15 protein-coding genes are annotated in these 18,664 nt (G+C 68.1%); 11 read left to right on the top strand and 4 right to left on the bottom strand.

Annotation, left to right across the window (positions count from 1 at the left end; translation table 11 throughout):
- Window positions 1-29 precede the first annotated feature (29 nt).
- The 3 genes from ispG (at window position 30) to VZC37_RS09985 (ending at window position 4,055) form a co-directional block, all read left to right on the top strand.
- Complete coding sequence (gene ispG, locus VZC37_RS09995) at window positions 30-1,214, top strand: flavodoxin-dependent (E)-4-hydroxy-3-methylbut-2-enyl-diphosphate synthase (protein ID WP_330432302.1); 1,185 nt, start codon at window positions 30-32, stop codon at window positions 1,212-1,214.
- Window positions 1,215-1,292: 78 nt separating this feature from the next.
- A complete protein-coding gene (locus tag VZC37_RS09990) occupies window positions 1,293-2,129 on the top strand; it encodes a GNAT family N-acetyltransferase (protein WP_330432301.1) in 837 nt (278 codons plus the stop codon).
- A gap of 90 nt (window positions 2,130-2,219) precedes the next feature.
- Window positions 2,220-4,055 (top strand): penicillin-binding transpeptidase domain-containing protein, encoded by a 1,836-nt coding sequence (locus VZC37_RS09985; RefSeq protein WP_330432300.1) that lies wholly within the window; start codon window positions 2,220-2,222, stop codon window positions 4,053-4,055.
- Between the two features lie 235 nt (window positions 4,056-4,290).
- On the opposite strand, the gene VZC37_RS09980 is transcribed toward VZC37_RS09985, so the two are convergent.
- From VZC37_RS09980 to VZC37_RS09970, 3 genes are read right to left on the bottom strand one after another with little or no spacing between them, the layout of a single operon-like run.
- Complete coding sequence (locus VZC37_RS09980; protein WP_330432299.1) at window positions 4,291-5,079, bottom strand: heme ABC transporter ATP-binding protein; 789 nt, start codon at window positions 5,077-5,079, stop codon at window positions 4,291-4,293.
- Window positions 5,076-6,164, bottom strand: a complete 1,089-nt coding sequence (locus VZC37_RS09975) for a FecCD family ABC transporter permease (RefSeq protein ID WP_330432298.1) — start codon at window positions 6,162-6,164, stop codon at window positions 5,076-5,078. Before VZC37_RS09975 ends, VZC37_RS09980 begins: the two co-directional genes overlap by 4 nt.
- On the bottom strand, window positions 6,161-7,144 hold the full coding sequence (locus VZC37_RS09970) for a heme/hemin ABC transporter substrate-binding protein (RefSeq protein WP_330432514.1): 984 nt from the start codon (window positions 7,142-7,144) through the stop codon (window positions 6,161-6,163). Before VZC37_RS09970 ends, VZC37_RS09975 begins: the two co-directional genes overlap by 4 nt.
- 375 nt (window positions 7,145-7,519) lie before the next feature.
- Here VZC37_RS09970 and map point away from each other — a divergent pair, with 375 nt between their 5' ends.
- From map to VZC37_RS09930, 8 genes are all read left to right on the top strand, one after another.
- Window positions 7,520-8,383 (top strand): type I methionyl aminopeptidase, encoded by an 864-nt coding sequence (map, locus tag VZC37_RS09965; RefSeq protein WP_330432297.1) that lies wholly within the window; start codon window positions 7,520-7,522, stop codon window positions 8,381-8,383.
- A 25-nt stretch (window positions 8,384-8,408) separates the two neighbouring features.
- Entirely contained in the window at window positions 8,409-9,938 is a 1,530-nt protein-coding gene (locus VZC37_RS09960) for a cobyric acid synthase (protein ID WP_330432296.1), read from the top strand.
- Window positions 9,939-9,996: 58 nt separating this feature from the next.
- Entirely contained in the window at window positions 9,997-10,821 is an 825-nt protein-coding gene (locus VZC37_RS09955; protein ID WP_330432295.1) for an alpha/beta fold hydrolase, read from the top strand.
- Between the two features lie 132 nt (window positions 10,822-10,953).
- Window positions 10,954-11,949: a DUF6777 domain-containing protein gene (locus VZC37_RS09950; protein ID WP_330432294.1), complete on the top strand. Its 996-nt coding sequence runs from the start codon at window positions 10,954-10,956 to the stop codon at window positions 11,947-11,949.
- 35 nt (window positions 11,950-11,984) lie between these two features.
- A complete protein-coding gene (locus VZC37_RS09945; protein WP_330432293.1) occupies window positions 11,985-13,292 on the top strand; it encodes a trypsin-like peptidase domain-containing protein in 1,308 nt (435 codons plus the stop codon).
- A gap of 46 nt (window positions 13,293-13,338) precedes the next feature.
- Window positions 13,339-13,965: a response regulator transcription factor gene (locus VZC37_RS09940; RefSeq protein WP_330432292.1), complete on the top strand. Its 627-nt coding sequence runs from the start codon at window positions 13,339-13,341 to the stop codon at window positions 13,963-13,965.
- Between the two features lies 1 nt (window position 13,966).
- Window positions 13,967-14,599, top strand: a complete 633-nt coding sequence (locus tag VZC37_RS09935; protein WP_330432291.1) for a Pvc16 family protein — start codon at window positions 13,967-13,969, stop codon at window positions 14,597-14,599.
- Window positions 14,596-16,629 (top strand): ATP-binding protein, encoded by a 2,034-nt coding sequence (locus VZC37_RS09930; RefSeq protein WP_330432290.1) that lies wholly within the window; start codon window positions 14,596-14,598, stop codon window positions 16,627-16,629. The genes VZC37_RS09935 and VZC37_RS09930 overlap by 4 nt, the downstream gene beginning before the upstream one ends.
- Here VZC37_RS09930 and VZC37_RS09925 read toward each other — a convergent pair.
- Window positions 16,600-18,333 (bottom strand): hypothetical protein, encoded by a 1,734-nt coding sequence (locus VZC37_RS09925; protein ID WP_330432289.1) that lies wholly within the window; start codon window positions 18,331-18,333, stop codon window positions 16,600-16,602. The two genes, VZC37_RS09930 and VZC37_RS09925, sit on opposite strands and share 30 nt — an antisense overlap.
- Between the last annotated feature and the right edge of the window lie 331 nt (window positions 18,334-18,664).

The following is an 18,664-nucleotide window of genomic DNA, read 5'->3' as shown; positions in this document are numbered from 1 at the left end:
ACAGCTTCCGATCACACGAGGTGAACGAGATGAACGCCCCAACGTCGCCTGACGCGATCCCGGTCGGGCTCGGTATGCCGGCTCCGCCGGCGCCGGTGCTGGCACCGCGACGCACAACCCGCCAGATCCAGGTCGGCTCGGTCGGGGTGGGCAGCGACCACCCCATCTCGGTGCAGTCGATGACCACCACCAAGACCCACGACATCAACGCCACCCTGCAGCAGATCGCCGAGCTGACCGCGTCGGGCTGCGACATCGTGCGCGTCGCCTGCCCGCGTCCCGAGGATGCCGAGGCGCTGCCGATCATCGCGAAGAAGTCGAAGATCCCGGTGATCGCCGACATCCATTTCCAGCCGAAGTACATCTTCGCCGCGATCGACGCCGGCTGTGCGGCGGTACGCGTCAACCCCGGCAACATCAAGGAGTTCGACGGCCGCGTCAAGGAGGTCGCGCAGGCGGCCGGTGCGGCCGGGATTCCCATTCGCATCGGTGTCAACGCCGGATCGCTGGACAAGCGGATCATGCAGAAGTACGGCAAGGCCACCCCGGAAGCCCTCGTGGAGTCCGCGCTGTGGGAGGCGGGCCTGTTCGAGGAGCACGGCTTCGGCGACATCAAGATCTCGGTCAAGCACAACGACCCGGTCATCATGGTCGAGGCGTATCGGCAGCTGGCCGCCCAGTGCGACTACCCCCTGCACCTGGGTGTGACCGAGGCCGGGCCTTCGTTCCAGGGCACGATCAAGTCGGCGGTCGCGTTCGGCTCGCTGTTGGCCGACGGGATCGGCGACACCATCCGCGTGTCGCTGTCGGCGCCGCCGGCGGAGGAGATCAAGGTCGGCGACGCCATCCTGCAGTCCCTGAACCTGCGCCCACGCAAGCTGGAGATCGTGTCCTGCCCGTCGTGCGGTCGCGCCCAGGTCGACGTCTACAAGCTGGCCGACGCCGTCACCGCAGGACTCGAGGGCATGGAGGTGCCGCTGCGGGTAGCCGTGATGGGATGCGTGGTGAACGGACCGGGTGAGGCCCGCGAGGCCGACCTCGGTGTCGCATCCGGCAACGGCAAGGGACAGATCTTCGTCAAGGGTGAGGTCATCAAGACCGTTCCCGAAGCGGAGATCGTCGAGACCTTGATCGACGAAGCGCTGCGAATTGCAGGAGAATCGGGTGACACTGGTGACAGGGAAGCGGGTCCGCCGGTGGTCACGGTCAGCTGATCGTGTCGCCTGCGGCCACCGTCGACGGTTGAGAGGCCGTGTGACGCATCCCGCCCGAGGACGGCAGAGGGAGCGGTGGTGCTGAAGCTACTGGGTGATCGCCCGCTGGGCGCACGGGATGCGCCGGTGGTCGAGCATGTGCTGTCGTCGGACCCGGTGGCGATGTGCATGGTCGCAGCCCGCTTCGAGTCGCACGGCATCAACCCACGCCTGCTCGGTGGTGAACTGTGGACCACCGACGACCCGACCACCTCGCTGTGTTTCTCCGGCGCCAACCTCATCCCGCTGCTCGGGTCCATCGCCGACATGGACGCGTTCGCCGACCGGGCCGCCGCCGCGCCGCGTGTGTGTTCGTCGATCGTCGGCCGCGCCGAGATGGTGTTGGCGTTCTGGGATCGGGTCGGCGCGTGTTGGGGCCCGGCGCGGGAGGTCCGCGACAGCCAGCCGCTGATGGCGCTCACCGGGGCACCGCTCGTCGCCCCCGACCCCCTCGTACGCCTGGTCACCCTCGACGACCTCGACGCCTACCTGCCCGCGGCAATCGACATGTTCATCGGGGAGGTCGGCGTCGATCCGTGCGCCGGTGACGGCGGTCGCTCCTATCGTCGCCGCCTGGCATCGCTGATCACCGCACAACGGGTGTTCGCGCGGTTCGACGGCGGTGAGGTGGTGTTCAAGGCGGAGATCGGCTCCCTGTCGCGGCGGGTCGGGCAGATCCAGGGCGTCTGGGTGGCGCCGCATCGTCGCGGCGAAGGACTCGGAGCAGCGGGCACCGCTGCCGTCGCGGCAGGAATCATCGGGCTGGGCCGAACACCCAGTCTGTACGTCAACAGCTTCAACCTCCCCGCACGGGAGATCTACCGGAAAGTCGGGTTCAGCGAGATCGCGACATTCGCTACCGTTCTGGTCGACTGAACGGGGTCTCGACACCGTCCGAGCGTGACCAGGAGATCTTGCCGCGTGGCGCCGGGGTTTTCGAGGTCTCCGCCCATATGATCGACATCGATGTTGCGGATGAGTCGACGTGCGGTCAGTGTTGCGTGTGTGACGGTGAGCGCTGCGCTGACCGTGGGTGTGGCCGGATGCGCCACCGTCGACGACGGGCCTCGGCAGGCGGTCGAGCAATTCCTCGCCGCCTATGGGGCCGGTGACATCGCCGGGGCCGCCGCACTCACCGACAACCCGCAGCAGGCCCAGGATGGCCTCGGCGCCGCGTGGGAAGGGCTGTCCGCGGAGGATCTCACCGCGAGTACCGGCAAGGCACGCGTCACCGGGGACACCGCCGACATCGACGTCACGTACCACTGGGACCTGCCCCGCGACCGCGAGTGGAGCTACCCGGCCCGGGTGAAGATGGTGCGGTCGGACGCCGGTTGGGCGGTGCGGTGGACGTCGACCGACATACATCCGGATCTCGGTGCCAATCAACGACTTTCCCTGCAGATCGTGGAGGCGCCGCGCGCGACCGTGAACGAGTCCGACGGCTCGGAGGTTCTGGTCAACGGCACGGTCGTCGGCATCAACTTCGATGCGGCCGAGGCTGCGGCGAACGGTTCGGTCGCCGACTCGGTCACCCGCCTCGTCTCCGCGCTGCGCCCGTTCGTGCCGTCGCTGTCCGCGCAGAAGATCGCCGAAGAGTCCACCGCTGGTGGCGGACAGTATCCGATCACACGTCTGTCCCAGCGCGACTTCGACCGACTGCGTGACCAATTGGCCATCCCCGGTGTCGTGCACAACCAGCAGGCCGAACTGGTCGCGAAGAACCCCGATTTCGCTCCCGCGTTGCTCACCGAGGTCAAGAAGGTCGTCGACACCGAGGTCGACGGGCGCGTCGGCTGGCGGGTGGTGACGGTCAACCCGAACGGTCTCGACGCCGACGTCCTCGCTGATCACGCCCCCGACCCGGCACCCGCGATCTCCCTCAGCCTGTCGCGGCGAGTCCAGAACGCCGCGCAGCGTGCTGTCGACGCCACCAACCGTTTCCAGGTCGCCATGGTCGTGCTGCAGCCATCGACGGGACGCGTCCTCGCCGTCGCCCAGAACAAGGCCGCCGATCGTGACGGCCCGATCGCGACGACCGGACTCTATCCGCCCGGCTCGACGTTCAAGATGGTCACCGCGGCGTCGGCGATCAGCCGGGACCTCGCGCACCCCGGATCGATGGTTCCCTGCCCAGGTGAGATCGAGATCGGGCCGCGCCGCATCCCCAACTACAACGGATTCTCGCTGGGCACCGTCACGATGCAGAAGGCGTTCGCGAGTTCGTGCAACACGACCTTTGCCTTCCTCGCGAGCAAGATGGGGCCGTCGGACCTCGCCCACACCGCCGCGGCGATGGGCGTGGGTCAGCAATACGACATCGCCGGCCTCGACGTGGTGTCCGGGTCGGTGCCGATCGCGCCGGAGCTCGTCGCCCGCACCGAGGACGGATTCGGGCAGGGCAAGGTCCTGGTGAGCCCCTTCGGTCTCGCTACGGTCGCCGCGACAGTGGCCAACAACGGCAAAGCCCCTGTGCCGCAACTGATCCTCGGCAAGCCGACCACGGTGGAGGGTCCGCAGCCGTCGCTGGACCCGGCAGTCGTCGCAGAACTGCGCCCGATGATGCGTGAAGTGGTCACGCAGGGCACGGCCACGGTCATCGACGGTCAGGGCGAGGTTCTGGGCAAGACCGGTGAGGCCGAGTTCGCGGGCGGATCACACGCCTGGTTCGCCGGCTACCGTGGTGACCTGGCCTTCGCGACGCTCGTCGTGCGCGGCGGCGATTCGAACAACGCGGTCGGCGTCACGCGTGACTTCTTCGCCGGCCTGCCTCCGGGGTATGCGGTCCGCGCTCGGTCCTGATCGGTCGTGGTCGGGGGGATCTCGATACGGCTCCTCGCTGCCGCTCGTCGTCCTACTCGATCAACGAAGGGGGCGGCTCCTCGCTGCCGCTCGTCGTCCTACTCGATCAACGGAGGGACGGCACCCGCTCGATCAGTGAGTGACCGCGACATCCTCACAACCGCTGGTCGAGTAGCCGCGAACGAAGTGAGTGGCGTATCGAGACCCCGCGAGACCCGCTGCCCCCGTACCGCTCTCACGTCCGGCGCGGCACGATGATCGGCTGCCCGGACTCGGGGTGATCCCAGATCTCGACCGGATGGTCGTAGGTCGTCGACAGCAGGTCGGCCGTCATCACCTCGCGGGTGGGGCCGTGGGCGAGGAGGTGCCCGTCCTTCATGAGTGCGACCCGGTCGGCGTAGGCGGCCGCCAGCGACAGGTCATGCACGACCAGCAGGATCGCGGCCCCGTCGTCGCGGGCGGCGCGCAGGATGTCGAGCACCGACTCCTGGTGGTGGATGTCGAGTGCGGCGGTCGGCTCGTCGAGCAGCATCACCGGGGTCTGCTGGGCGAGGGCCCGCGCGATCGAGACCCGTGCCTGTTGCCCACCGGAGAGCTGTGCGAACGGGCGGTCGGTGATGTCATGCAGATCGCAGGCCCGGATGGCGTCGTCGATGATCTCCGGCGACCGCACCGCGGCCGGTGTGCGCAACCACGGGAACCGACCCATCTCGACGACCTCGATCACCGAGAACGGGGTGTCGGTCCGATTGTGCTGGGTGACGAACGATCGCAGCCGCGCGAGTTGCCGCGACGATGTCTTCGACACGGCATGCTCGCCGATGCGCACGGTCCCGGCGTCGGGCTCGCGTAGTCCCGCCAGAACGGACAGCAGGGTGGACTTCCCGCAACCGTTGGGGCCGACGAGTGCGAGCAGGCTGCCCGGCTCGACCTGCAGCGAGACGTCGCGGACCACATCTCGCCCACCCAGGTTCACGGTGATGTTCTCGGCGGTGACGCCCAGGCGTTCGGACACGGCGGTCACCAGCCGGCCCCTGCCCGTCGGCTGCGGCGGAGCAGCAGGAAGAACACCGGTCCGCCGATGAGGGAGGTGAACATGCCCAGCGGGAGGTCGGCGTCGCCGAGCATCGTGCGCGCGGCGAGATCGGCGGCGGTGATCACGAGTGCGCCGCCGACGACGCTCGCAGGCAACAGGATCGCGTGGCGCGGGCCGACGATGAGACGGAGGACGTGCGGCACGACCAGTCCGACGAACATGATGATTCCGGAGAACGCGACGGCGGCGCCAGTGAGGATCGACACCAGGACGATCACCTGTCGACGTACGACCTCGACGTTGACGCCCAGCGACGCGGCCTGGATCTCGCCCAATGCGAGCAGATCGAGCTTGTGCGCGAGCACCAGCGACGCCGCGATCGCCGCCACGATCAACGGAGCAGCCACCCACACCTCGTTCCAGGTGGTGCCCGCCAGGGAGCCCAGCTGCCAGAAGACGATCTGCTCACGTGCGGCCGTGGAGGCGACGAATGTCAGATAGGCGATGATGCCGAGCGTGAACGCGTTCACGGCGATCCCGGTGAGGACCAACATGATCGCCGACGTCGAACCGTCGCGCAGCGACAAGACGTACACCGACGCCGCGGTGAACAACGCGAACACGAACGCCGCGCCGGCCAGTGCCCAGTCACTGTCGAAGCTGCCGCCGAGCACGATCATCAGACACGCTCCGACGGCCGCACCCGACGAGACGCCGATGATGCCGGGTTCGGCGAGCGGATTGGCCAGCACGCCCTGCAAAAGGCAGCCGCCGGCGCCGAGAGCGGCACCCACCAGCAACCCCAACACGATTCGCGGGAATCGCACGTTCCACAACGCGGCCTCGCCGTTGGGGTGTGACGGCAGTGGGCCGATCTCGATGTGGAAGTGGTGTGCCAGACTGCCGAGCACCTCGAGCGGTGGCACCCCGACTCGACCCATGCCGGCCGAGATCACCACCAGCGTGGCCGTCGCCAGGAGTAGCGCCGTCAGGACGAGAACGCTGCGGGTACGGTGCTTGGCGCGATGTTCGGCGGCGAGCGTTGCGGACCGCTGGGTCGTGGGTGCGCTCATAAGTAGATCGCCCGCGCCAGGGAGCCGAGTACCTCGCCGACGTCCGGCCCGAACGCGAGGATCTTGGTCTCGTCCATCTGGACGACACGACCGTGCCTGCCCGCATCTGTCTCGGCGATACCCGGAAGTGCGAGCACGCCGTCGAGGCCGCCGACGGTGTCGGCGCCCTGGGTCATCACCAGGATCACGTTGGGGTCGGCCGCGATCATCGCCTCGGCGCTGACGGCGGTGAACGCACCTGTCAGGTCCGCCTCGGCGCCTGCGTCACGGCCACCGAGACTCTCGATGAGGTCGTCGGCCCCCGATCCCGGACCGGCCAGCAAGATCAGGTTGCGGCCGCGGATGTACACGAACGCCATGACCGGTTCCCCGGACGGCGAGGGCACCAACTCCCGTGCGTCGGCGACCTGACGGTCGGTGCGTTCAACGAGTCGCTCGCCCTCCTCGGGCACGCCGAGGGATTCGGCGACCGACCGCATCAACGCGTCGTTCATCTCGAGGTTGCGTGTGCCGGGGAATGCCACGACGGGGATGCCCGAGTCGGCGATCTGGTCGACCGCGGCGTCCGGCACGGTGTTCTCGTTCACGAGCAGCACTGTCGGCGCCAGCGCCAGCACGGCCTCGGCGTTGAGGCTGTGCCCGCGGTTGGTGACCACCGGCAACCCGACCGCGGACGGGAACGCCGTCGATGTGTCGCGGCCGACCACGTTGGGTCCGAGACCGAGTGCGAAGACGATGGTGCCGAGAGTGCCGTTGATGTCGACGGCGATGATCCGGCTCACGTCGGTGACGCTGACCGGGCCGCGGCCCACCGAGTCGACGGTCACCGGCAACGTGGGTGTCGGGTCGTCGGCGACGGGTTCGACGTGACGCTGGGGCAGTTCGGCGGTCTGCGGCCCTTCGCGCAGGTTGGCGGTGGGTGCCACCGACGGCGCGGTCTGCTCGATGGGTTCGACGAAGCAGGCCGAGGCGAGGGCCATGACCGCCACGATCACGGCCGCGACAACGGGTCGGCGTTTCTTGATCGTGGTCACGCGGCGCCCTTCGTGGCTCGTCGCTTGCGCTCCTCGCACCTCAGGGAGCGGGGGTGGCTCGCGCGCTCCTCGCACCTCAGGGAGCGGGGGTGGTTCCCCCACCTGGTCCCTGAGGAGCCCGCGAGGAACGAGCGTGCGTCACGAAGGGCCACCCGACGACTGGTCCCTGAGGAGCCCGCGAGGAACGAGCGTGCGTCACGAAGGGCCACGTTTCCTCCCGTCCCGCTGAGCCGACCCGACTTTAGTCTCACCTTAGTTCGCGGCCACCGGGCCACACCGGCCCGCCTCCGGCGCCGGGCCCGAGTCGATAAGCTGGACGGCATGACTGTTCGCGCTGCCCTGCGGCCCGGCACCCTCTCGCCGACCCGCCCCGTCCCGGATTCGATCGAGCGGCCGGAGTACGCGTGGCGGGACACGGTCAACGAAGGACACGAACCGTGGGTGCAGACGCCGGAGACCATCGAGAAGATGCGGGTCGCCGGCAAGATCGCCGCGAACGCGCTCGCCGAGGCCGGCAAAGCGGTCGCCCCCGGTGTGACCACCGACGAACTCGACCGAATCGCGCACGAGTACATGATCGACCACGGCGCGTACCCGTCGACCCTGGGCTACAAGGGGTTTCCCAAGTCGTGCTGCACGTCGTTGAACGAGGTGATCTGCCACGGCATCCCGGACTCCACGGTCGTCTCCGACGGGGACATCGTCAACATCGACGTCACCGCCTACATCGACGGTGTGCATGGCGACACCAACGCGACCTTCCTGGCCGGTGATGTGTCCGCCGAGGCCACCGACCTCGTCGAACGGACCCGCGTCGCCACCGAGCGCGCCATCAAGGCGGTGAAGCCGGGACGTGAACTCAACGTCATCGGCCGGGTCATCGAGTCGTACGCGAACCGATTCGGCTACAACGTGGTCCGCGACTTCACCGGCCACGGGATCGGTGAGACCTTCCACAACGGGCTGGTGATCCTGCACTACGACGAACCCAACGTCGACACGGTCATCGAGCCCGGCATGGTGTTCACCATCGAACCGATGATCAATCTCGGCGGACTCGGCTACGAGATCTGGGACGACGGCTGGACGGTGGTCACCAACGACCGGAAGTGGACCGCCCAGTTCGAACACACACTCGTGGTGACCGACGACGGCGCGGAGATCCTGACCCTGCCCGACCGGTGACGGCGGTCTCCCCGGTGCACCACGCGTGAACGGCGCGCTCCTGGTCGGCGGCACCAGTTCGGATGCCGGCAAGAGCCTCATCGTGGCCGGCTTGTGCCGCCTGCTCCACCGCCGCGGGGTCCGTGTGGCGCCGTTCAAGGCGCAGAACATGTCGAACAACTCCGCGGTGACCCTCGACGGCGGCGAGATCGGCCGCGCGCAGGCGCTGCAGGCCTACGCGTGCGGGCTGGAGCCGTCCACCCGATTCAACCCGGTGCTACTCAAACCCGGCAGCGATCGCCGCTCCCACATCGTGGTCCGCGGGCAGCCGGTGGGCGAGGCGGGGGCCCGCGACTATCACGAGTGGCGTGGCCGTTTGGCCGGCATCGTCGCCGGCGAGCTGGCATCGCTGCGGGCCGAGTTCGACGTGGTGATCTGCGAGGGCGCCGGGTCGGTGGCCGAGATCAACCTGCGGGCGACGGACCTCGCCAACATGGGCCTCGCCCGGGCGGCTGCCATGCCTGCCCTACTGGTCAGCGACATCGACCGCGGCGGATCGCTGGCGCATCTGTTCGGTTCGACCGCGGTGCTGGACGAAGCAGACCAGCGGTTGATCGCCGGGTACGTCATCAACAAGTTCCGGGGCGACCCGTCGATCCTGGCGCCCGGCCTCGACATGCTGCACCGGCTCACGGGCCGGCCGACACTCGGCGTCGTGCCGTTCAGCGACGAGCTCTGGATCGACGCCGAGGACTCGCTGTCGACGCCGGTCGGCCGCCGCGTCGGGCCGCCCGAGGGCGCCGACACCAGCAGGCCGACGGTGCGGCTGTCGGTGGCCGCGATCCGGCTGCCGCGGGTGTCGAACACCACCGATGTCGAGGCGTTGGGCTGCGAGCCGGGTGTCGACGTCACCTGGGTCGACGACCCGGCGGCCGTCCGCGCCGCTGATCTCGTCGTGCTGCCGGGTACGCGCGCGACGGTGTCCGACCTCGCCTGGCTGCGTGCCCGCGGCATCGATGCGGCATTGATCGAACGTGCCCGTAGCGGGCGGCCCGTCATCGGCGTCTGCGGTGGCTTCCAGATGCTCGGTCGGCGCATCGACGACCCGGTCGAATCCCGGATCGGCCCGGTCGATGCGCTCGGGCTGCTCGACGTCGACATCGTCTTCGACCCGAACAAAGTGCTCCGACAGGTGTCCGGTACCGGCATGGGTCATTCGATCAGCGGCTATGAGATTCACCACGGCCGCATCGGGCGGTCGGGGGAACAGCCATGGATCGAGGATGCCGTCCACGGTCCGGAGGGCGCCGTTCGCGGGGCAGTGCGCGGAACACACTGGCACGGGCTGCTGTCGTCGGATGCCTTTCGTCGAAAACTGCTGCGTGAAATGGCTGTCGAGGCAGGGAAACCGGGTTTTGTCGTGTCCGAGACGACGTCGGTGGACGAGACCCGCAACGCCCAGGTGGACCTGATCGCCGACCTCGTGGGTGAGCACCTCGACGTGCCGGCGATCGAGGCGCTCATCGCGCGGGGTGCCGACCCGCGGGCACCGGTCATCACGCATTCGGTCGGCTGAGAGCACCAGCGGCACAGGGTGCCGACCGGGGGCGAAGATTCTCGCCTATCCTGGGCCCGTGGACACGCAACAGCGCGCCGTTCAGCTCGGCGAGCACACTTTCGACATCCGGATCAGCGGCCCCGAGGACGGAAAATGGGTGTTGCTGCTGCACGGCTTCCCCGTCAACGGGACCTGCTATGACAAGGTCGTTCCCCGTCTCCACGAAAGTGGATTGCGCACAATTGTTTTCGACCAGCGCGGGTACAGCCCCGGCGCCCGCCCGGACGGCGTGGACGCGTACGCGCTCGACCTGCTGGTCGATGACGCGATCGGCGTGCTCGACAGCCTGCACGTGCAGTACGCGATGCTCGTCGGACATGACTGGGGTGGCATCGTCGCCTGGCATCTCGCCGGCAAGCATCCCGATCGGTTCACCGGCCTGGTGGCGGCGAGTACCGGCCACCCCTCGGCGATGCGCGACGCCCTCGACTCCACCGACCAGCGTGAACGTTCGCTGTACATCAAGGACTTCATCGGCGACGACGCGGAACAGAAGTTGCTGGCAGACGACGGCGCGGCGCTGCTCGCCACCGGGATCACCGCGGAGGAACTGGCTCCGCTGACCGAACCGGGGGCGCTCACCGGCCCGCTGAACTGGTACCGGGCCAACTTCACCGGCAAGATCGCCGAGAAGCTGGCCTGCCCGCCGGTGGAGATCCCGACGACGATGGTGTGGGGTGACGGCGACGAGGCGCTCGGCCGTGAGCAGGCTCAGCTGAGTGGACGGTACGCGTACTCGGACTTCCGGTATTGCGAACTGCCCGGCATCGGTCATTGGATTCCCCAGCACGCCAGTGCCGCACTGGCATCGGAGATCGCGCTGCGCTCCACGGTGTTCTGAGCGAGACGACGATCCGTCGACGACTGTCATCCGTTCGACGTACGGGACAGTGGGAATTGGGGTAGTACCGCACGACAACTGACGTAGTCGCCTACGCGTGTCGTATGTCACCACACCGGCCACCCTTGATACATGAACGTGCCGGGAGATCGCACCGTACCCATCCGGGTGACAACGTGGGGAGCCGCGGCGATCACCGCCGTCGCGACGGTCGCCGTCGCGGGCTGTACGAAGGATCTCGAGCCGGAGTCCAGTCAGGTCGTCCTCCAGGCCGCATCGTCGCAGGGCGACTCCCCGTGGACCGAATCGGTCGCCGAACCCGTCGACATGTCGAAAGTGGTCACCCTCGACGCCAAGGTGACGGGTCCGGCCGGGCAGGCGGCGGCAGCCGACGGCACCATGGTGGGTCTGTACGGCGGGACTGCCGACCAGACTGCCTGTGATGCACCGCAACTCACCTCTTTCCTGGCCGCGGATCAGGCCAAGGCGGCCGCATGGCAGAGCGTCCTCGGAGTCTCCGACATCTCGGCATACATCGCGTCGTTGCGTCCCGTCGTCCTCATGCGGGACACGCTCGTCACCGACCACGGCTACCAGGACGGCAGTCCCACCGAGTTCGACGCGCTGCTGCAGAAGGGCACCGCTGTATTCGTCGACACCGCGTGGGTGCCGCGCGTGCGATGCGCCAGCGGAAGCCCGTTGACGCCGTCGGATGTGGAGCTCGCCGAGGCCGACTACACCGGGGATCAGTGGCCGGAGATGCAGGAACGCGAGGTGGTGTCGCCGGCGGCGCCGCACACCGGTTCGTCATCGGCGCACTCGTCGGTGCCCGTGGTACCGCCGGATGTCTCCATTCCGGTACCGAGCGAACCTGTGGATGAGCCACCGGTTGTCGACCCGGATGTGGTCGATCCTCCGGTGCCCGGCAATGAGCAATTGCCCGGTGAAGGTGGGACCGACCCCGGTGAAGGCGTGGTCCCCGAGGAGGTTCCGCAGGAGCCGGTGGAGCCGGGTGTGGAAGGCGAGGGGGCGGGTGACCTCGGTGAGCTGCCCGACCAACAGTTTGCCGACGATCCGGTCGTCTACCCCGACGATCCGGTCGTCTACCCCGACGGCACAGTTCAGTAGCTCCCGGCGAGCCGTCTCGACAGAACGGAACAGTCATGGGTTCAACGCATCGTTCGTCGTCCCGCGTGGGTGCTGCCGCGCTCGCCGCACTCATGGCCGCGGGCGCGGTGGCGTGGACCGCGCCGACCGCGATGGCCGACACGCCGCCCGACGACTCGCCGGCCACCCGCGCAGCCGCCGTCATCCGGCCCTCGATCGTGTACCTCGAGAGCAACGTGCCGGGCGTATCGACCTCCCGCTGTACGGGTTTCGTCGTCAACCCGGACGGATACATCGCCACCGCCGGTCACTGTGTCGACCCTGACCATGTCGCCTATGGCCAGTCGGCACTCGACTCCGGCAACCGTACCCTCGACCGGATCGAGGCGACCGGACTACACGTGTCCGTACTCGGTGCCGGCCAGTCCGGTGAAGACGTGAAACCGGTACCGGCGCGTGTGGTCGACGTGCGGCCGATGAGACAGGGGGACGTCGCGCTGCTCAAGGTTCCGCTGACCAACCTGCCGTCCTCGGAGCTGTCCACCGCGGAACCGGAGGTCGGCACTCCGGTGCAGTCCATCGGATATCCCGCATCGACGGAGTCGGTGACCGACTACAGCCTCGAACCCACCGCGAAGAGTGGGACGGTGAGCGCCCTCAAGACGCTCGGCACCGCGCCCGTGATCGAGGTGAGTGCCGCGATGTCGCCGGGCATGAGTGGCGGTCCGACGATCACCGACGACGGAAAAGTGCTCGGGGTGAACAGCTTCCGTCCATCAGGCGAGCCTGGTGCATTCAACTACGTCTCCGCCGTGAGTGAACTCCGGGAGATGATGAAGAACAACGGCGTCACCTCCGAACTGTCACCGGCGGACGGGGCGTACCGCGAGGGTCTGGGCGCCTACTACGCGGGCGACTACGACGACGCCATCAAGAACTTCGACAATTCGATCGCATTGTCGCCGGGATATCCGAACGCCTTCCCGAAGCGTACCGAGGCCGTTCGTCGGCGCGAGGCGGCCGGCGCGGGCTACGGCTCCAGCAATCTCGTGTCGATGATCCTCATCGCCGCCGGCGTGCTCGTCGGCCTCGCGCTGGTCGGGTGGCTCGCGTACTACCTCTACACCCACCGGGGGAACCGCGCCCGCAACGACGTCCCGTCCGACGTATTGCCCGCGGGTTCCTACCCTGCGCCGCAGGCACACTCGGTCGGGGCGGGCGGAGCGGCGCCGCCCCCGCCTCCCGCGTCCGGCGGCGCCATGACGACGAGTCCGCCTGCGGCCGGCGCCCGATGCGACAACTGCGGGTTCGAGCTGCCCCCGGGACAGGCCTTCTGCGGACGATGCGGCAAACGCCAGGAGTAGCCGCACGGACCCAGACAACGCATGTGAACGTTGGGAGACAGAGATCATGCAACGCAGAACAACCACATATGTGTACTCGAATGATCCCGTCCTACAGGCCGGGGTAGCCAGTCAACTGAATCTGCGACCCGAGGTGGTGGTCGTCAGCGATGCCGCGTTGGACACCGCCGAGGTCGCTGTCGTCGTCGCCGACCAACTCGACGATCTGGTGAAGAAGAATCTGAAGGCACTGCAACGCAACGGCGTTCCCCGGACCATGTTGGTCCTCGGAACCATCGACGAGAGCACCGTGGTCGCGGCCGCCGAGGCCGGAGTCAGCGGCCTGGTCCGCCGCACGGATGCCACCGCCGATGTCCTGATCCGGCAGATCCGGCACGTCGCCGACGGTGGCGGCGTCGTCCCCACCGATCTCGTCGGCAGCCTCCTCGGGCAGGTCGGCCGCTTGCAACGACAGGTGCTGTCGCCGCGCGGACTACATTTCTCCGGTCTCACCGAACGCGAGATCGACGTGCTGCGACTGGTTTCCGAGGGCTACGACACCGCGGCGATCGCGAAGACGTTGTGCTACAGCGAGCGGACGGTGAAGAACGTGCTGCACGATGTGACCACCCGGCTACAGTTGCGCAACCGATCCCACGCCGTGGCCTACGCCTTGCGTGAAGGGCTGATCTGAGGTGATCGACGAGATCGACGCCGCACTCCGATCGATCGTCGTCGACGACGCGCTGGCCGGTGCCGCGGTCGACGTGTCCTTCGACGCGCCGACGAAGGACTGGGCGAGCAAACGGAGCGGTCCGACGATCTGTGCCTACCTCTACGACATCCGCGAAGATGTCCGCAGGCGCGAAACCGGTTTCGTCAACGAGTATCACGACGGCAGGACGACGGCGCGGCACAGTCCACCCCGCTACTTCCGGTTGTCGTATCTGGTCGCCGCCTGGACCCAGCGTCCCGAGGACGAGCACGGCCTGCTGGCATTGCTACTCCGCAGTCTCGTCAATCACCCGGTGATTCCGCCCGAGCGGTTGGGGCCGTCCCTGCGCGACGTGGCGCTACCGGTCACCATGACGGTGGCCTTGCCGCCGTCGGACGACCGCTCGTTCGCCGACGTGTGGAGTGCTCTCGGTGGCGAACTCAAGCCGTCGATCGATGTCGTCGTCTGCGCCCCGCTGCCCATCGCCCGGACGCAACCGGTGGGTCCGCCGGTCCGGACACCGGTGCTGCATTCGGTCGAGCTGGGGAGCGACCGCGACGCCGAGGTGCGTCGGCGAGCACGGATCGTGGAGCACCCGACGGAACCGGCATGAACGACAACCTGTGGTACCTGCGAGCTCGAATCGAGCTGGTGGAAGACCGGATTCGTGAGGTGATCGGCTTCCGGCGAAGTGTCGACCCCACACCAGACGACCCGTTTCGCGGTCTGTACATCGGTGATGCCACCGTCGACGCACTCCTGGAGCCCCAGCGGGACCCGCCTCTTCGGAGCGGCGCACGGGCGACGGTCGAGACGGGAGCGGATGCACGGGAGAGTGCGGGCGCCGAGCTGCGACTGCGCAGGCTCGCACGTACCAGCGGGCTCTCGGAACTGGATGTCGAGTTGTTGCTCATCTGCGCGTTGCCGGAGATCGACGCCCGGTGGGAACGGCTCTACGGCTACCTGAACGATGACGTCTCCCGCCGCCGCGCGTCCCCGGACCTCGCTTTCGCCCTGTCCGGGCGTTCCTCGTGGGAGGGGAGTGCGCGTGCGCGTCTGGCGCCCAGCGCACCGCTGGTGGATCTGGGTCTCGTGGTCGTCGACGACACCGATCGTCCCTTCCTCACCCGAACCCTGCGGGTACCGGATCGTGTCGTCGATCACCTTCTCGGTGAGGACGGACCGGATCCTCTGCTCGTCGACGTCGTGACCGATCCCGGTCGGTTCGACGGGGAGACCGCGGAGCAGGTCGCGCGTGCGTTGCGTTGCCACGCCGACTTCATCTATGTGCGCGACGACGACGGGAGCAACGGGAGTGCCGCGGCGGCCGCCGCAATCGACGCGACCGGTCGACCCGCCTTGACCGTCGATGCGCGGCGGCTCCCGCAGGACGGACTCGGCCCGGTGCTCGTGGCAGTCCGCCGGGAGGCGGTGTTGCGGGAGGCGGTCATCGTGCTGGACGGCGTGCACGAGAGCTCCGACGGTTTGCGCCGGTCTCGCTTGTTCGCCGGGCCGGCACCGCTGGTGGTGGTGGGGCGCGGCCCGTGGGAGCCGGAACTGGCCGACCGGCTGCCGCTGACGGTGCATGCGTCACCGGTCTCGACCCGAGATCGACTGGAGGTGTGGCGCACCCATGTCACGGTCGAGTCGACCGACGTCGAGATGGATGCCCTCGCCGTCTACGCGTTGACACCCGAGCAGATCGGGCGAGCGGTCGACACCGCCCGGCGGGCAGTCGCGGGCGACGTCGGCGGACTGCGGGTCGATCATCTCCTGGACGGTGCCCGCATGCTGAATTCGGCCGGGCTGCAACGACTGGCCCGTCGCGTCACGCCGGAGGTGGACTGGTCGGATCTGGTGCTGCCGGAAGCGACCGTCGACAGGCTGGGAGACCTCGCCGGCCGCGCACGATTCCGCCGACAAGTCCTCGGGGACTGGCGGATGCGTCGGGGTGGTGCCCGCGGCCACGGTGTCGTCGCTCTGTTCGCCGGCGATTCCGGTACGGGCAAGACGATGGCCGCCGAGGTGCTCGCGGGAGCCCTCGGACTCGATCTCTACACCGTCGATCTCGCATCGGTCGTCTCGAAATGGATCGGGGAGACCGAAAAGAACCTCGACCGGATCTTCGCCGAAGCGGAATCGGTCAACGGTGTCCTGCTCTTCGACGAGGCAGACGCGCTGTTCGGCAAGCGGAGCGAGGTGCGCGACGCGCAGGACCGCTACGCGAACGTCGAGACCGCCTACCTCCTGCAGCGACTCGAAGCATTCCGGGGACTCGCCATCCTGACCACGAACCTGCGGGCCAACCTCGACGACGCCTTCACCCGTCGCCTCGATGCGGTCATCGAGTTCCCGCGCCCGGACGAGGACGCACGGCGTGAACTCTGGCGTCACAGCCTGGCGGCACCGGTCCCGTGCGCGCCCTCGCTCGACATCGACCTGTGTGCGCGGACATTCGCGATGTCCGGCGGCAACATCCGCTCCGCCGCGGTGACGGCCGCGTACCGGGCCGCCGCGCAGACCCGCGCGGTCACCACTGACGACCTCGTTCACGGCGTCGAGCAGGAGTACCGGAAGATGGGGCGGCTGATCGGTCCGGAGTTCGCGGAGTTCTCAGCGGCGTCGGATGCACAGTCCGCCTAGGAAACCGAGTACCGCGCCGACCACGACCAAGACCGCGCCGTACATGGGGCCACCGGTCCCGAACTTCTGCGTCAGGTACACCATGTATCCGACGAACCCGAGGGCCATCGCGATTGCCGCGGTCTGGGTCGGCTTCCCGGTTCGGGCGAACACCCCGAGGGCCATCGCCCCGGCGAGGACCAGCACCGCCAGGCGGGCGATCGGCTGGGTCTGGGCCACCTCATCGATCTGCTCCGCACCCGGTTGCGTCTGTGCCACAAGCAGTTTATCGATGAGATAGTCGGGAAGAGTGACCGCCCACGGCGCGAAGGCACCTGCGCCCGCGACCAGTGCGCCCAACAACGTGAGCACGACCCGCACGATCGGCAACCAGTCGGACGTGCGCTGGGCGAAGGTGCCGTCGCAGGTGACGGTGGACCGGCCGTCGGTGGCCGTGAACGACAGCGGACGTTCGGCGGATTCGCCGGGATCCGGTGGATCCGCGGAAACCGTCACATCCGCCCACACCGACCTACGCGGCGGAACGTCCACGGTGGGTGGTCGGATCGTCAGCCGCGCCGCGGCTTCCGGGTCCGAACCGGCCAGATGAGTCCGCAGCCACTGGTCCGACGACGAATTGTCGACGATGAGTTTGCTGCGACCCGTGGCCGAGTTGCGCACACTGATCTTGCTGGGGTGCAGTCGCAGGGTCGCCGTGGTGATCGCCGGCGGCGAAGTGGACAGGGCAAGCGTTCCGGTGGTCTCCACCTCGTCGATCTCGTCGGATGCCAGAACCGTGAACGGATAGGAGACATCCTCGCCGGCCGCGGGCGCGTCGGCCTCGACGGTGAGCGACAGCGTCGCGATCTTCCCTGCGGCGACCCGGATCTGCGAGGTGGGAAACCGGAACGCCACCTTCGATTCGGCGTCGCGGCCACCCACTGTCAATGTCCGGTCGGCGGCTCCGCGGCGGTTGTCGACCACGAGGGTCAGGTCGGCCATCGTGAAATCGCGGACCCGCAGCACGCTGGGTTCGAGGCGAAGCTCGACCGGAACGTACTCCGGTGCTGCCGACCGTTGTTGGGTGACGGCCACCGAGGTCTCGGATTCGTCGTCGCCTGCGGTGGCCGTGACGGTCAGGACGCGCTCCATCCGGGTGCCGAAGTCGATGGTCGGGAGCTCGAAGGTGAGGGTCGCGGACATCGTCTGAGCTGGGGGGATATCGAGATGTTGGGGCTCGATGGCGAAGTCGACGACCCCTTCCGGGTCCGACGCCGTCAGTACCACAGATTGTGGATGGTTCGCGGCCGAGTTGTCCACCGTGAGAAGCACGGTCCCACGTACCTCGTCCGTCAGCCGAACGATCGACGGATGGGCCTCGAGTGTCACCGGACGGCCGAATCGCGGCACGGTCACCTCGATGGTGGCGGTCGTCGTCTTGCGGTCATCGGTGAGGGACCGGATGTCGAGTGCGACCGCCACGGTCTGGGCATCCGGGGACGTCCCCTCGGTGATGCCGAAGGCGATCGGCACCATCGCGTCGGTGTGGGGAAGCAGACGGATCTCCTCGTGGGTCACCGTCAACCAGTCGGGTGCCGCCGGGACATGCACGGCGTAGCCGTCCACGATCGGCGACGGGTTGTACATGTGCAACGACATCGGCACCGCTGCAGCCGGATCGAGCACCACCGACGTCTGCTCCGGTTCCACGGTGGGTGCTATCACCCGACTCGTGTCGGTGGCGCCCGGCGACGGCGCGGTCCCGGTGGAGGGTCGTGCCGACGCACGCCCCGACTGTGCCGCCGGGCCTCGCGCAGGCTTCGGGGCGCTGGACCACCCGAAGTACCCGTCACATTCGGTGCAGAACTGTGTCCCGGGCGGATTCGCGGTTCCGCATGATTCGCAGATGATATCGCTCACTACAGCCTCGTTTCGCCTACAGAGGTGCTGAGTCAACTGTGGCAGCCCATCCATCAGGGACCAATCGCTTTGAGGCCCAGATGTACTGCCCGAACGGGCAGACAACGCGACCTGACCGCACAGGTCTGGGACCGAT

The sequence above is a fragment of the Gordonia sesuvii genome (assembly GCF_036350415.1).
In the GTDB taxonomy this organism is placed as follows: Bacteria; Actinomycetota; Actinomycetes; order Mycobacteriales; family Mycobacteriaceae; genus Gordonia; species Gordonia sesuvii.
This window is presented reverse-complemented; position numbering and strand designations above follow the sequence as displayed.